The organism is Mesotoga sp. H07.pep.5.3 (assembly GCF_002752615.1).
Taxonomy (GTDB): Bacteria; Thermotogota; Thermotogae; order Petrotogales; family Kosmotogaceae; genus Mesotoga; species Mesotoga prima.
The window spans coordinates 32,225-47,170 of record NZ_AYTV01000007.1; the positions used below are offsets into that span (position 1 = coordinate 32,225).

At 48.1% G+C, this 14,946-nt stretch carries 16 protein-coding genes and 1 tRNA gene; 7 read left to right on the plus strand and 10 right to left on the minus strand.

The window, feature by feature from the left end; genetic code table 11:
* The first annotated feature begins 54 nt into the window (after positions 1–54).
* The 4 genes from V513_RS03185 to V513_RS03200 all read left to right on the plus strand — a co-directional run bounded on the left by V513_RS03185 (position 55) and on the right by V513_RS03200 (position 2,700).
* On the plus strand, positions 55–924 hold the full coding sequence (locus V513_RS03185) for a formylglycine-generating enzyme family protein (RefSeq protein ID WP_099771684.1): 870 nt from the start codon (positions 55–57) through the stop codon (positions 922–924).
* Between the two features lie 239 nt (positions 925–1,163).
* On the plus strand, positions 1,164–1,706 hold the full coding sequence (locus V513_RS03190) for a hypothetical protein (protein ID WP_099771685.1): 543 nt from the start codon (positions 1,164–1,166) through the stop codon (positions 1,704–1,706).
* A gap of 27 nt (positions 1,707–1,733) precedes the next feature.
* On the plus strand, positions 1,734–2,228 hold the full coding sequence (locus tag V513_RS03195) for a hypothetical protein (RefSeq protein WP_099771686.1): 495 nt from the start codon (positions 1,734–1,736) through the stop codon (positions 2,226–2,228).
* Positions 2,229–2,349: 121 nt separating this feature from the next.
* The gene (locus V513_RS03200) at positions 2,350–2,700 is read left to right on the plus strand and encodes a hypothetical protein (protein ID WP_143752418.1); all 351 of its coding nucleotides are present in this window, start codon (positions 2,350–2,352) and stop codon (positions 2,698–2,700) included.
* Between the two features lie 552 nt (positions 2,701–3,252).
* Here the strand turns inward: V513_RS03200 and V513_RS03205 are convergent.
* Positions 3,253–3,328, minus strand: a tRNA-Pro gene (locus V513_RS03205).
* A gap of 91 nt (positions 3,329–3,419) precedes the next feature.
* Complete coding sequence (locus V513_RS14100) at positions 3,420–3,542, minus strand: hypothetical protein (RefSeq protein ID WP_257211912.1); 123 nt, start codon at positions 3,540–3,542, stop codon at positions 3,420–3,422.
* 507 nt (positions 3,543–4,049) lie between these two features.
* Between V513_RS14100 and V513_RS03215 the strand changes: the two genes are divergently transcribed.
* Together V513_RS03215 and V513_RS03220 are read left to right on the plus strand one after the other, a co-directional pair.
* Entirely contained in the window at positions 4,050–4,421 is a 372-nt protein-coding gene (locus V513_RS03215) for a NifB/NifX family molybdenum-iron cluster-binding protein (protein ID WP_014731802.1), read from the plus strand.
* Positions 4,422–4,441: 20 nt separating this feature from the next.
* Complete coding sequence (locus V513_RS03220; RefSeq protein WP_014731803.1) at positions 4,442–4,804, plus strand: PadR family transcriptional regulator; 363 nt, start codon at positions 4,442–4,444, stop codon at positions 4,802–4,804.
* Between the two features lie 19 nt (positions 4,805–4,823).
* On the opposite strand, the gene V513_RS03225 is transcribed toward V513_RS03220, so the two are convergent.
* From V513_RS03225 to V513_RS03235, 3 genes are read right to left on the minus strand one after another with little or no spacing between them, the layout of a single operon-like run.
* Positions 4,824–5,813, minus strand: a complete 990-nt coding sequence (locus V513_RS03225) for a 1-aminocyclopropane-1-carboxylate deaminase/D-cysteine desulfhydrase (protein ID WP_099771688.1) — start codon at positions 5,811–5,813, stop codon at positions 4,824–4,826.
* Positions 5,791–7,053, minus strand: a complete 1,263-nt coding sequence (locus tag V513_RS03230; RefSeq protein ID WP_099771689.1) for a M48 family metallopeptidase — start codon at positions 7,051–7,053, stop codon at positions 5,791–5,793. The genes V513_RS03225 and V513_RS03230 overlap by 23 nt, the downstream gene beginning before the upstream one ends.
* Positions 7,046–7,495: a hypothetical protein gene (locus tag V513_RS03235; RefSeq protein ID WP_099771690.1), complete on the minus strand. Its 450-nt coding sequence runs from the start codon at positions 7,493–7,495 to the stop codon at positions 7,046–7,048. Before V513_RS03235 ends, V513_RS03230 begins: the two co-directional genes overlap by 8 nt.
* Before the next feature lie 175 nt (positions 7,496–7,670).
* On the opposite strand from V513_RS03235, the gene V513_RS03240 reads away from it, so the two are divergent.
* Entirely contained in the window at positions 7,671–8,999 is a 1,329-nt protein-coding gene (locus tag V513_RS03240; protein WP_099771691.1) for a mechanosensitive ion channel family protein, read from the plus strand.
* A gap of 18 nt (positions 9,000–9,017) precedes the next feature.
* On the opposite strand, the gene V513_RS03245 is transcribed toward V513_RS03240, so the two are convergent.
* The 5 genes from V513_RS03245 to V513_RS03265 all read right to left on the minus strand — a co-directional run bounded on the left by V513_RS03245 (position 9,018) and on the right by V513_RS03265 (position 14,746).
* Positions 9,018–9,761, minus strand: coding sequence for an ABC transporter permease (locus V513_RS03245; RefSeq protein ID WP_006489844.1), 744 nt, complete (start codon positions 9,759–9,761; stop codon positions 9,018–9,020).
* Positions 9,745–10,839: an ABC transporter ATP-binding protein gene (locus tag V513_RS03250; protein ID WP_099771692.1), complete on the minus strand. Its 1,095-nt coding sequence runs from the start codon at positions 10,837–10,839 to the stop codon at positions 9,745–9,747. The genes V513_RS03245 and V513_RS03250 overlap by 17 nt, the downstream gene beginning before the upstream one ends.
* Complete coding sequence (locus V513_RS03255) at positions 10,832–11,953, minus strand: ABC transporter permease (protein WP_099771693.1); 1,122 nt, start codon at positions 11,951–11,953, stop codon at positions 10,832–10,834. Before V513_RS03255 ends, V513_RS03250 begins: the two co-directional genes overlap by 8 nt.
* Positions 11,954–12,012: 59 nt before the next feature.
* Positions 12,013–12,918: a glycine betaine ABC transporter substrate-binding protein OsmF gene (gene osmF, locus V513_RS03260; protein ID WP_099771694.1), complete on the minus strand. Its 906-nt coding sequence runs from the start codon at positions 12,916–12,918 to the stop codon at positions 12,013–12,015.
* Between the two features lie 430 nt (positions 12,919–13,348).
* Positions 13,349–14,746 (minus strand): mercuric reductase, encoded by a 1,398-nt coding sequence (locus V513_RS03265; protein ID WP_099771695.1) that lies wholly within the window; start codon positions 14,744–14,746, stop codon positions 13,349–13,351.
* Between the last annotated feature and the right edge of the window lie 200 nt (positions 14,747–14,946).

Below are 14,946 nucleotides of genomic sequence, written 5' to 3' on the forward strand. Positions count from 1 at the left end.
CCTGAGTTTTGACGTGCTTACTCCGAGCCGAGACCTAGCCTATGGAGGTGGGTAATGAAGAAATCAGTATTGCTGACAGTCTGCATTCTATTGCTGGCAGCTCTTTCGCTATCAAGAAGTGTGGAATTTGTGCTGGTGGAAAAGGGAAGTTTCATAATGGGCGATGTGTTGGAAGATGGATACGATTATGAAAAACCAACGCACAAAGTGACGCTCACCTACAACTTCTACATTGGCAAGTATGAGACGACATTCGATGAGTATGATGCTTTCTGCAAAGCTACATCAACAACCAAGCCCGATGATTGGGGGTTCGGTAGAGGCAGAAAACCCGTAATCGGCGTTAGCTGGTGGGATGCCATAGCCTACTGCAACTGGCTGAGTGAGAAAGAGAGCCTTCCAAAAGCGTATGACAGTGAAGGAAACATATTAGATAAAGACGGAAAAATAACAACCGACCCATCGAAAGTAGTTGGATACAGGTTACCAACTGAAGCCGAATGGGAGTATGCAGCAAGAGGAGGGAACAAGAGCAAGGGATTCAAGTATTCTGGTAGCGACAACGTTAATGACGTTGCCTGGTATTGGCAGAACTCAGGAGATAAATATCTTTCAGGCAATAGGGACTGGAACGCAATGATGAAGAACAGTTGTAGGACTCAGGAAGTGGGAAAGAAGGCTCCTAACGAGCTGGGTATATATGATATGTCTGGGAACGTATGGGAATGGTGCAGTGATAAGTCAGATAACTACTCCAGTTCAGCGGAGACGAACCCGTACAACAAGAGTGGTTCTAGGCGGGTTCTGCGCGGCGGTAGCTGGGAAAGTCATGTCGATTGCGTGCGGGTGGCGTTCCGTTACCGTGACTCGCCTTCTTACTCAGATTACCACTTTGGATTCCGTATTTGCAGGACTGCGCCTTAGGTTCCTTGTTCTTCAGGACAGTAATAGCATTTGATTTGTGAAGCATTCTTTATTGTTACATCTTTGGGGAAGCTGGAACGAGTATAGGGAGGACAACTGTGAGAAGAGTCTTGTTTCTACTGATTCTGTTTGCTTCAACGCTTTGTATTGAGTTGACACGTACTGTTCTTGAATCTGAAGGAAGAACCAGTATGTACTGCAAATAATCCTGTTCAATATATAGATTGGGAGGAGATCAAATGGGGGATATTAGCGAGTGGATTAAAACATGTATTACAAGCGCTATTGGTGCAGGAATAGTTGGTCTAGTATCCATAGCAGTTTTCTTCATCACTTTCCGGCATGAGCGAAAAAGGACTATCTTCCAGTGCTTATATTCAGGTAAGTTAGAACTCTATTCAAAGTTAATGGAAGAGCTCAAAGGAATTCATGAAACCGCTTCCAAATCACTAAACAGGAGATTGCTCAGTAGAAACAATGATTTTATCAAGTCTTTGAAAATTCAGAGTAGCTATTTGCCAAGTCTAAAATTGCTGGCTCCGACTGACGTGATTGATAAAGCTGAAATGGTTATTAGGTCTATAAAAGATAGAATAGAACCTTTGCTTGAAAAGAGTGAAATAGACAGAGACGTACTTCCTCGGATAACAGCTATTGGGTCGCAAGATAGTAGAGAGCTTTCTGAACTGGAGAGGCTGGACAGAGAAATAATGGATAGTTGTAACGAACTTGCACATCTTCTTAGGAAGGACCTAGGTGCCTTAGATGAAATTGGCCTGTGAAATCTGGCAACGTAAGTAGGCGGAAGGATGAGAGAAAGAATTCTAATCGTCGCTCTTGTGGTCATTTCTGTGACTACGTTCGCTCCTATATATGCAACTACCGAATACGGTGAGAAGGTAGTTTTGTACGAAGATGGAACTTGGGAGCTACTAGGAACCGAAATGCAAAGCGCCAAAGAGGCTCCTATCAAGGTTCTGAAAGCAACACTTGAAGACAAATTTACTGTGAGTGTCAAAGTCAAGAATGTTGCGTACAAGACTATCAAAGCCTATCGGATGCGGTTTATTATGTTTGATGATTTTGGTACTGAATTGTGGTTACCTTATTCTTCGTACATCAGTCAGAGTTTGAAAAACTTCGTTCGAAACGTTGAATATACTCACAAATGGGAACTCGATGTCAGACAGGCAACAAGTTTCTACGCATACCCGATAGAGGTGGTCTTCGAAGACGGGACAAAGTGGCTACTCTCGTCAACAGAAGAAGAGAAAATCAAACAGAGTATAGATGCAATTCGTTGATATGCACTCACAACATCGATTTCTTCGAAACTGATACCAAAAAGCACGCTAAGTAAGTAGTTTTATGGTTGACTTCAGACGGGTTGAACCAATCTTCTGTGATTCTTGCGGGAAGAATCTTATGGAAGGCGTATCAGAGTACTCGGCGCTCGTCGCCTGGAAGACAAATGAAGATGGGACGGTAGTCGAAGATATCTATTTTGCTTGCAAGGGCGGTGAATGCGATCAAAAGATGAGTGCTGTTTATGGACCTACAAGCTGGGAAGATATCTCTGATCTCGCTATTCCTGCAGTATTCATCAACTGGATGTTGTCTATCATGACCAAACTTCATGATGGGCATACTTATTCTGACAAAGCATTTGAAAAGATTATTCTTCTTGCTGCAAACTTGTCGAACGTAGTAACTCGTGAGATGACAGAAGCGGAGGAGAAGAGGTTTAGGAATCTGCAGGAGATCAACAATTACTAGTAGGATCGGATCCAAATAGATAACCGAAGAAAGAAATAAACAGTAGAAAAGAGGCCCCAATACATTCAGAATGTTCTTCTGTGCAGAAAGGCTTCTGTTGAATTCTATCCTCCTCAGGATTCTCGCTCACAATTTCGTGATCATCCGTAATGATCTTAACCACCTGTCTTTGCAAGAGATTATGAGTCTTATCCATTTTATTAGATTTGCTAACGATGTGACACTGATGAATTTGAACGTTCTAGCGAGATGCGCGCAATCATATTGCTGAACATCGGCTTTGAGCAAAACGCGATTGTCTTTGACTGTTTCTTCTCGTGTTGTCAGTGCAACTAGCAATATATTGATCTTTAAGATGCAAAAGTTATACTGCATGTGCTTTTTGCGATCCTTACTATGTTGATTGACTGCCTTGCTTCTAAATGGAATAGCTAGATAATATATTCAAGAAGCCAATTCTTGAAAGTGTATTCTCTCAAAAGAAAAGGCGCGACCTAAGTCGCGTCTTTCTCTTATAATGGTGCTTCCCGCTACCATCGCGGTGCTAACAGGTGGTCGGGGCAACTGGACTTGAACCAGCGACCTTCTGCGCCCCATGCAGACACGCTTCCAACTGCGCTATGCCCCGTACTCGAAGATTTTATCACAGTTGGGATAACCTTTCAAGAGCAGAACGACGCCCAGGGCAACTTTCAGATAATTAAAATTGGCTCTGCAGGCTACTCTTGGACCTCGAAGGTCAGGAAGTCGATCTCGATGCCGCCGCTCTCGGAATCATTCAACCTGAAGTCGTAGAATCCGGCATCCCATGGAGCGGTGAATACTATCAAACCGTCTGCCATACCACCGACGTAAGCATACTGAATGTCGTGTAGGTCGTTTTCCGACTCGCTTCCATGCGTAATATCCGAAGGAACGATTCCGATCCAGGCGTAAGCCCCAGTCCCGAAGTTCCAAAGAAGTAGAGATTGATCTCTTCACCGGGAACGAAATAAGTTTTTCGAAACTCATGTACTTAGGTTCAAGGGGCAATTCGTCTTCCGCAACGTATACTAGACTCTCGATTTCATCGAGGTAGAATTCGTAGACTGAACCGTCCTTCAAAGTTACGACCAGCAAACCATTCGCAAGCGCAGTAACACACAATGCCGCAATTATCAAAAAAGCAAGCGTCTTCTTCATGCCGGACCTCATCCATGAAGATTCTCTCACAATTGCTTAAGCGGAGGGCTGCTGTTTTGTGCCTTCCTAAAATGACAGTTGAACCTAGATCGTCGAAGATGTCAGAATCCAGTCCAGTTCAGATGCTATAATATATGGTAGTTGAATATATGCAAGGAGGTTGGTTTGTGAAGATAGCTATTCCAACAATTGATAACAAAGGACTCCAGTCACATATATCGGAGCATTTTGGTCACTCTCCGTTCTTTGCATTCGTGACTGTTGAGAACAACGAAATTGTCTCTCACGAAATCGAGGTAAATCCCTTTGAACAGCACGAGCCTGGTGAAATTCCGGGTTATGTGAAGAGTAAAGGCGCCGATGTGATCATAACGAGAGGCATGGGCGGCCGGGCGAGGCAGTTCTTCGAGACTCTTGGCGTACATGCCATTACAGGAGCCAGCGGGACTGTAGAAGAGCTCGTAAAAACTTACATCGAAGGTGAACTTTCCAGTCTTGAATACGAGCCCGAAGACCACGGAAAGTTCCACAATCACTAATTAATGACATGGAGTACGGCATGAGAAACATGAGGGGAAGAAGAATGGGGATGGGCAGATCCTGGATTGAACTGTATCTGCTTCTTCTCATCGCCGAAAAGCCTGCGCACGGTTATGAGCTTTCTTCTAGAATCAACGATTTCGAGATACCGATCTTTGGTGTCGGTCAAATGGGAAGCCTCTATCGTGTGTTGGGCAGCCTGGAAGAAATGGGACTCATAACTTCCGAATGGGATACTGAAGACGCAGGCCCGGCAAAGAAGAACTACAAGATCACAAGGGCCGGCCTCGAATACCTGAAAACAGCGGAGGTCAAAATAAAGAGATTCAGGGAGAACGTCGACAAGTTTCTTGACAGACTGAACAACCTGAATAAAATATAAAGCCCTGCGATGCAGGGCTTTACTTTACATAAGTGGCCGGATTGTCGAACAGCTTGAACAATCCACCAGTATGGATGAAAACAACTCTCTTCCCGGCAAACCTTTCCCTTGAGATCTGAAGCATTCCCCTGAAGGCTTTCGCCGTATAGACGGGGTCAAGGAAGAAGGCTCTCTCCATGGCAAGGCTCTTTATAAGCTCTATATCCTCTTCCGAAGGCACGGCATAAGCGGGGCCCGAGAAGTCGTCGACTATCTCGATCTCGCCGTCATCTATCGATACGTCTATTTCGTACTCCCTCATTTCGCCTATTAGTCTCTTTGTCTTTTCCACGAAAATTGAAGAAGGGTCCTTCGTAACGTTTATTCCTATGACTCCGGTGTTGTAGCCAAGTATTCTTAGCCCTGCCAGAATTCCCGCATAGGTTCCGGCGCTGCCAACTGCAGTGAAGATGGCTTCAACTCCGTCGAGATTGATCTGGCCAGAGAGTTCTTTCACGGCGTCCACGTAACCTCTCGCTCCCAGCGCGTTTGAACCGCCCTCCGGGATCAGGTAAACCTTCCTTCCCTTACTCTCGTACTCTTCCTTCTTCTTGGCGAAGATCTCGTCTATTCTCGAATACTCCTCCTTGGTCACATAATGAATGTCGCTTCCCACCATGGTATCTAAAAGGACGTTCCCTTGAGGAATCTCCATCGGCCTCCCCCTGAGGAAGAGTACCGGCTGCATTCCGAGCGATCTCGCCGCCATCGCCGTCGCCCTGCAGTGGTTCGACTGAATTCCCCCGCAGGTGAAGACGGTGTCTGCCTTTTTTTCCAGAGCATCTTTCAGAAGATACTCGAGCTTTCTGATTTTGTTGCCGCTCGTGATGAAGCCGGTCAACTCGTCGTGCTTGCAGAAGAGTTCGAATGGAAGGCCAAGGTACTCTTCGATCCATTCAAGCCTGTTCACGGGCGTAACACCGTTAATGAACTTCAGTTTCAAGTTCTCACCCCCTACTCTTTCTTTCATCTATATTAGAGACTATTCCGTTGAGTTTTTCAATTCGCTCCCACGAGGGCGGATGCGAGTAATATAGTGCTGCATATAAAGGATGCGGGCTGAGGTTAGACAAATTAGATACGGATAGGTTCTTCAAAGCTCTTATCATCGGTTGGGTATCGCCTGTAATCATTGCCGAATAACTGTCGGCCTCGAATTCCCACTTTCTGCTTATGAACGAGTCTATCCAGTCCAGAACCGTGAAGATCGAAGACAGGAAGATCCCGGCATAAAGCAGAATCGCGTATTTCTCTGAGACACCGAAAATACCGGCGACGGTATCGCTTTCGACCATCATCCACAGAAGAACCACTGCGAATATTGCGACCGCGTTGGATATGAGCATCCCCTTGAGAATGTGTTTGCGCTTGAAGTGGCCGGCCTCATGGGCGAAGATCGCTTCAATCTCCTCTGAACTGTGCTTTTCCAGGAGGCTGTCGTACAGAACAATTCTCTTTGCCCTGCCTATACCCGTGAAAAAGGCGTTTGTATGGCCCGTCTTCCTCGAGGCGTCCATGACGAGGATCGACTTGACTCCGAATCCGGCCCTGTCCGCAATTTCCCTTATCCTTTCTGCAAGGTTCTCATCTTCAAGCGGCTTCAGTTTGTAGAAAAGCGGCAGGATCACTGTCGGGAATATCAACTGAGTAAGTATCTCGAATCCAACGACGCCTATCAGCAGATAGACCCACCAGTATTCGAAGGAATCAATCGCAAGGAGGGCAAGATATACGAGTGGGAGGCCGATCCCGGCCGCAAGAAGGACCTCTTTTATCTTGTCCGAGACGAATGTTTTCGGTGTTGTTCGATTGAATCCATATCTGTTCTCAAGGACGAAAGTCGAGTATATCGAAAAGGGGAGAGAGATAAAAAAGTAAATCGAGGCGATTAGGGAGAAAAAGATGAGGCCACGCAGCGCAAAACCTTCGGCCAACTTCATCGAAAGAGATTCGATTACTCCGAATCCCCAGAAAATTCCAATGCTAAGCGCTACAAGGTTGACAACAGACGAAACGATAACAAAAAGACTCTTCGCCCTTGAATATTCCACAGACTTTTCTATGAGATCATCGCTGAAGACGTCTCGCAAGTTGTCTGGAAGTGAGACCTTCGAGAGTTTCGCATTTCTGAAGTTTAGGGACAGCAAAAAGAGTTCGAAGAAAGCGATTCCATAGACAACGAGAATAAAGACTGACTCGAAGCTAGTCATCAACTTCTTCTTTCTCTCTCAGATACTCTTCGACCTCTTCCTTGTCCAGCCTCCGGATCTGACCTTCAACCACCGGCCTGAATTCCTCTGTTTCGTGAAGCGCTTCTCCCAAAGGACACCTCTTCTCCGGGTTCTCCAGCAGGTAGTTCATCAGTCCGTCTTTATCCTTGAAGATCTTATAGAAGACTTTCGCACCGTCAGTCAATTCGTAGATGCCGCAAGGCCCGTTGAATAATGCCTCGGCTGCCCGGAGGTAAAGCATTGCGTCATTGAAAGAACCGAAGGAGGATAAGGGACCGTGTCTTTCTCTTTCATCGCCCTCCATGCAAATCGCCCTGCCACAAGTGGAACAGATGTATTGAACATGGTTCGACAGGCAGTCTTCGGGATTCTTAAGCGGCGTCGCCCTGTTATCACTAGAGTAGCATTCGGGACATTTCAACTCACTCACCTCCAATACACTATTTTACGACATTGTGGCGATCTCTGTAACCCTCTGTACCGACTAATCTTTTGGGGAAGGCTCCCGCAATTATCAAGAGTCAGACTTACCCAGAACGCCGTAAAAGTAGCTGTGTCGATCCAGTGATGTTATCATTGTCTCTGGAGGCGATCAGGTGATAGACATCTTTGCCGGTTGGTTTTCGGCGCTCGGACTCAGCGAGACTTTCGACTTGGTACTTGCCAATATAGTTGTCGGAATAATAATGGTAGTCGTGGCCTTTCTCTCGAAATTCCTCTTCGAGAAGCTGCTGATCAAGCCCATAGAAATCATTGTGAGAAGGTCCGCGTTCAAGTGGGACGATTATTTAATCAAGCACAGACTTCTCTACAAGATAGCACTGATGATACCGGCAATAGTTATCGCTCTCTTCGCCCGGGCATTCCCCGCGATAGAGGACTTGATCTACAAACTGGTCGCCACGTATCTAATATTCATCGTCGCCGTCGTGATAGACTCCTTCCTGGACGTCTTGACGAGCGCCTATCAGTCCCTTGAAACCTCAAAAGACAAACCTATAAAGAGCTATATTACCGTAGTGAAGATCATGGTCTACATTGTGGCCGGGGTTATTGCGGTATCAGTGCTGACTGGAATCTCTCCATGGGGAATCCTTAGCGGGATCGGAGCGATGACGGCAGTTCTGCTGGTAGTCTTCCGCGACTCGCTTCTAGGACTCGTCGCAAGCATCCAGATCTCAAAGAACAATCTCGTCAGCATAGGCGACTGGATAGAAGTTCCGAAATTTCAGGCCGACGGAGACGTTATAGACATAACGCTTACCACAATCAGGATCCAGAACTGGGACAAAACGATCACCACCATCCCCTCCTACGCGATAATCTCGGAATCCTTCAAGAACTGGAAGGGAATGTTTCAGGCCGGAGGAAGAAGAATAAAGAGATCGGTCTTCATTGACACCTCGTCGATTCGCTTTCTCGACGACGAGCTTTACGAAAGGCTTTACAGGATCGAGATCCTCAGACCCTATCTGGAAAGCAAAAAGAAAGAGATAGAGGAATTCAACAAGAGAAACAATGTAGATGTGAGCGAACCCGTCAACGGCAGGAGAATGACCAACATTGGAACCTTCAGGGCCTATCTCATGGCATATCTGAGAAATCTCCCGGGAACGAACAAGAACATGATAATCATGGTAAGACAGCTTCAGCCGACCGACACCGGGCTTCCTCTGGAAATATACGCCTTCAGCAGCGATACTTCCTGGATGAACTACGAAGCTTTGCAGTCGGACATCTTCGATCACGTCTTCGCCGCACTGCCACACTTCGGTCTCCGGGTCTTCCAGAATCCTACGGGAAGAGATGTGAGGGCTCTGGGCGAACTTTTCGTAAGCGGCAAGATGGCTGTTCCGCACCCGTCTGCCGGAGAGAAATCCGCCACTATAAACAACGACGAAGACCGGCAAATAGATTATCATTAGTTAACGACAGGTCCGCAGTCATCCAGACGATATAGTCTTCTCTACATTCCCCAGAAATGCGTCTACCGAAAAGGCGAGAAGAGCCGCCGGAATAGCCCCCTCGAGCACAAAGGCGGGATTCTCCGCAACGAGTCCTGCGATGATGGGCGATCCCAACCCTCCTGCCCCTATCGTTGCACCAACAGTCGCTGTGCCGATGTTTATCACCACGGATATCCTTATTCCCGACATTATGACCTTCAGCGCAAGTGGGAGTTCCACTTTGAACAGCGCCTGCCATGAAGACATCCCCATACCGTATGCGGCTTCGCGAACATCGGGAGGAATGTTCTCGATGCCGGCAATCGTGTTCCTCACTATAGGCAGAAGTCCGTAGAGAAGCAGAGCGGCCACTGTCGGCTTGAATCCAAAGCCGAGTAGGGGAACGGCGAGAGCCAGCACGGCGACGGGCGGAAAGGTCTGGCCAAGAGAGCTCAGGTTTGACACAAGCGGCAGATACTGTCTCCCCATCGGCCGCGTGACCAATACTCCTATCGATATGCCGATAATCGTGGCAAGTCCGCTCGAGACAAGGACCATCCACATATGTTCTGCCACGAGTTCAAGCAGGGTTCCTCTCGGGTGGAGGACCTCCCTCTCTTCCGGAAAGAGCCAGCCTAGAAAGCTCTCCCATAAAGCCATGTTGGAAATGAGGAGAATGAACGCCAGCAGAAAGATCCCCAAAAAGATCCATGACGAAAGTCTGCTATTCTTCCCTGTCACTTCTCGTCAACTCCTGAATCTTCGTTAGGCTTATCTGACCGAGAAAGCGACCCGATCTCTCCACGACGGGGAGCGCCACTGTACCGCTCTCAAGCATCCTAGAAAGCGCCTCTTTGACAGTGCTGTCGGGGCTCAAAACCTCCTCCTCGAGCATTTCAGTCAATGCCTCCCTGATGGGCAGCTCCCTGTTTGAATGCGAGACATCCACCCAACCGACAAGTCTCCTCTCTTCATCCAACGCCCAGATGAACTCCTCTTTTGTCATACCAAGCTGGTCCCAGTTGTCGTCGACGTCTATCGTCTCGCATTTTTCTATGTATTCTGTGACGGGTATTCTGGAGAGCCTCTTTAGGGCCCTGTCGGACCCCATGAAATCGTGAACGAACTTCTCTTTAGGTCTTGCCAGAATCTCTTCGGGGGTATCGAACTGAAGTATCCTTCCCGCCTTCATGACCGCAATCCTGTCGGCAAGCCTTATCGCCTCGTCTATATCGTGAGTTACGAAGACTATCGTCTTATGAAGCTCCTCTTGAATCCTGGCGAACTCGTCCTGCAGTCTCACCCTCGTTAGGGGATCGACCGCCCCGAAAGGTTCATCCATAAGGATTATCGGCGGGTCGGCCGCAAGCGCTCTCGCGACGCCCACTCTCTGGGCTTCCCCTCCCGAAAGCTCTTTGGGGAGCTTGTTTGCGTAGGACCTCGGCTCAAGCCCGACTAATTCGAGCAGTTCGCTTACCCTTCTCTCTATCTTCGATTTTTCCCATTTCAGCAGTTTGGGAACGGTCGCGATGTTGTCCTTCACGGACATGTGGGGAAAGAGACCTACGTTCTGGATGACGTAGCCTATCCCTCTTCTTAGACTCATGACATCCATTTCCTTCACATCTTCTCCATCGATGAGGATCCTGCCGCCGCTAGGTTTAACGATTCTGTTTATCATCTTGAGAGTCGTCGTCTTACCGCACCCAGACGGCCCAATGAGAACGGTGAGCTCTCTCGAGGGTATTTCGAATGTTATATCTCTCACAGCTACGGTCTCTTCATCGTATTCCTTCGTGACATTCTCGAATCTAATCATCGGCCACCTCCGAAACGAGCCCTCTGGGCGTCAGAATAGCTATCAACAATTGCATAAGAGAATCGACTATCAGGGCGAGCGCCACGATCGGCAACGCTCCGAGAAGTACGAGATCCATGGCGGCCTGGCCAAGACCCTGAAAAACGAAGACCCCAAGACCCCCGGCTCCAATGAGCGCGGCCATCGTCGTATTGCCCACCGCCTGGACGGCCGCCGTCCTTACTCCTGCAAGAACTACCGGCAGCGAGATCGGAATCTCCACCTTTCCAAGGACCTGCAACCTGCTCATCCCCATGGCCCTGGCGGCCTCAACCGTATCGGCCGGAATGACTTTCAGACTCGAGTAAGTATTTCTAACGATAGGAAGGAGTGAATAGAGAACGAGGGCTATCATAGCTGGCGCCCAGCCGACTCCCGTTATCCCGAGCTCCCTCAGGAAGGGAAGACTCCGAGAGAGATACGACAGCGGCGCTATGAGAAGCCCGAAAAGCGCTATGCTCGGAATCGTCTGTATGAAATTCACCACACCAAAGACCGGTTTCTCGACCTTTGGCGAGCTGTTGGCCGCCACTCCAAGGGGCACTCCGATTATCACCCCAGCCACTACGGCTCCGCCGGCGATCAGAAGATGCCGTACAGTCTCTTCGAGAAACCTGTCGCTCCTGTTTGCGTACTCCTTCATGATCGCTAGCTCCCTGAGATGACCGGAGCCGAGAAGAACTGCGAACGAAGCGATTGGGATCAGAACGAGCAGTGACGACAGTATCCTCTTATCCTTCAGTTTCCTTCTTGCCGCAAAGACGACCACATAACCGGCCAGAAGGAGAATCCACAACCCGGTGGAAGGGGAGACTCTGGCAAACGGCCCCGTTTCCGAGGCGATTTGAATCGCGCTGCTACCGGCAAGGAAGAAACCATATACCGGGGCGAGCCCACCTGCAAGGCCCATCAAGAAGTAGTATCCGCCGAAAGAAAGCAGGATGGTGACACCAGAGAACGCCAGAAGAACCACGAGGCCAATTACGGAAACCCTGGCCAGGCTGACCGGCAAAGCTGCGGAAATTCTCGTCTCCTTCACCGAAAGAAAACCTGGAAGCAGTATAGAAAACAACATGATGGCCACTCCAAGAATGGCCATCATATCTTTTCGTCGCGCAAAGGACGACATAGGCTTTAATCTATCAAAGACTTCGACTTGAGATACTGTTCGGCTACGTCACCCGCGTCCAGGCCCTCAATCGCTATCGAAGCGTTCAAGGACTGAAGCGTCTCCAGATCGAGAGATTCGAAGACCGGCTTTAGCAGTTCTCCGATCTCGGGGTACATCTCGAAGATCTCCTTTCTCACTATCGGGGCAGGCTCATATACTGGCTGCACGCCTTTGGTATCTTCAAGGACGACCAGCCTCAGAGCCGAGAGGGCACCATCAGTACCGTAGGCCATAGCCAGATTTACCCCGTCGATGCTTTGCGCTGCGGCTCTGATCGTCTGAGCGGTGTTTCCTCCGGAGAAGGCCAGAAGCTGATCGTTGGAAAGCTCGAAGCCATATGCCTCCTGAAAGGCGGGCATCGCATCGGGCCTCGTAAGAAACTCCTCGGAAGCGGCAAGTTTAATGAAGCCCCCACCGTTCACATAATTCGCAAGGTCCTCGAGAGTCTTGATTCCTTCACCGTCGGAAATATCCTTTCGGATAGCCAGAGCCCAGGTGTTGTTTGCCGGGGCGGGGGTAAGCCACACGAGTCCGTTCCTTTCAAGATCGAGGGTCTTCACCGTCTCATATCCGGATTTCGCGTTCTTCCATACCGTGGGATCGGTGTCATCGAAGAAGAACCCTCCGTTGCCCGTGTACTCAGGGTAGATATCTATCTCTCCGGCAGTGATCGCCTTTCGAATGACGCTCGTCGTACCGAATTCAGTCTTGTCTACAACCTCGAATCCATTCTTCTCGAGGACAGTTACAATCATCTGGCCCAGGAGCGCGCCTTCCGTGTCTATCTTCGATGCCACCGTAATCGGCCCCTTCAGTGCAAAACCTGAAAATGCTATGAACAATAATCCAATTAGAATCAATCTCTTCACAATAAACAACCTCCATCATTTGTATTGCCGATAATTATACTCCATTTAATTGTACACTATCACACTTGATTTTCAATGCTTCGGCGAGTATGTAGGTCCACAATACTCAGATCAGAATCGATAACGATTTGAAAATAGCTTCAATCCTGAGATTCAGACTTTGTTTATAAGGTCTTTAGAGATCGCCTTTCTTGCATTCTTGAAAAAGAGCCAATAAGAATTTTTCTCTCCAAGGATAGATTCTTTTCGAAATACCATGACTGTCCAAAAAAATACTAAGAAGGGGTAGAATGCGAATTGCGGGGAAGCGAAGAATTTTCCTCCCGGTGAGGAGATAGTTTTACTAAGCGCTGCTGCCTTAGGAAGACTTCTAGTTTCTCCTTGCAGCTAAAATGCAGTATAGAAAATGAAGTAATGACGTTTTCTTCCGCTAAGTATCCAGTCCCATGAAAACATTGTTAAGAGACTCTGCAAACGTCGGGTGTGCGAAAATACCATCTCTCAGCGAAGTATAGGGAAGATTACCCATCATTGCAATCTGAATTGCAGACATGATCTCGCCACCCTCCACTCCCAGAATCGCTGCTCCAATAATCCGGTCTGTCTTCGAATCTACAAGAGCCTTCATCATTCCACGCGTCTCATTCGTTTCGATCGCCCGAGCCACTCTATCAAAGGGGAGAGTCGCCACACGGAATTGACGTCCTTGACTAACAGCTTGTTTCTCAGTAAGACCTATCCTGCCAAGTTGGGGATCTATGAACACCACGTATGGAACAAACCTCTCTTGTATCGTCAAACCCCTCCCGTTTACGAGATTCTCTTTCATTACCCTGAAATCGTCGTATGAAATGTGGGTGAAGGCGGGCCCGCCCTTGACATCTCCGATGGCATATACATTCTTGGTTGTGGTCTCCAGCTTACTGTTGACCTCAATAAAACCTCTACCGTCAACCTTAACTCCTGCCCTTTCGAGATTAAGATCAGGAGTGTTGGGTACCCTTCCGGTCGCCAGTAACAAGTGACTTCCGACTACCGGCTTTTCCTTATCCGAAAAACGTAACCTTACACTATTCCTGTTGTTTTCACAACTATCGATTTCTATCGGTTCTGATTCCAGTAGAACATCTATGCCTTCACCTCTGAGAATCTCCAGAACCAACGTCGCAATGTCCTCATCTTCAAGTGAAAGCAACTGCTTATCCCTCTGAATTATCGTTACCCTGCTTCCAAAACGCCTGAACATCTGACCGAATTCAAGACCCACGTACCCACCACCAAGGACTATCAAGTGCTCCGGAAGTTCGTCGAGTTCCATTATCGACGTAGAGTCGTGTGCTTCAACTCGTTCAAGACCAGGTATTTTTGGAGTTGCCGGGCTCGTTCCTGTATTGATCACAATTGTCCTTGCCTCAATTAGCTCGGTCTCCCCCTCCTTAAGCCTTACTTCAAGCTCTCTGTCACCAACAAAACTTGCGCTGCCTTCAATCAGAGAAAGGTTAGGAGAATCAATAATCCTTTTCCTGCTGCCTTCTCTGAAGCTCTCAACAACTTGTCTCTTTCGCTGAATAACCTTCTGAATATCGACTGAAGATTCTCCCGCAACAACTCCGTATTCCTCTGATCGCTGGACAAGATGCGCCACTCTTGCACTTGCTATCATGGTCTTCGTTGGCGTACATCCTTCATTTACACACGTTCCTCCAACTGCCTTCCTCTCGACAAGGGCAACCCTCCATCCCTCATCTGCAAGGGAGAGTACGAGGGGAGTACCTCCCTGGCCGGAACCAATGACTATTGCATCAAATTCCCTTTTCCTATCCTTCATTTCACCACCATCCTGATATCGTTACTTGTAGTTTCGTCCTTCGCAGACCCCTCGAGAGTTCATCTGAAACAGAGGGAACAAGTCGATGCTCTTCCAGTTACCCCAATGAAGATGTGATACCCGGTTGTCCTCTAAAGAAGAAGTCAGATGATTTGCCCTTACAGGGGAGAACTACGAGGATCGGTATAAAGAAATCCATT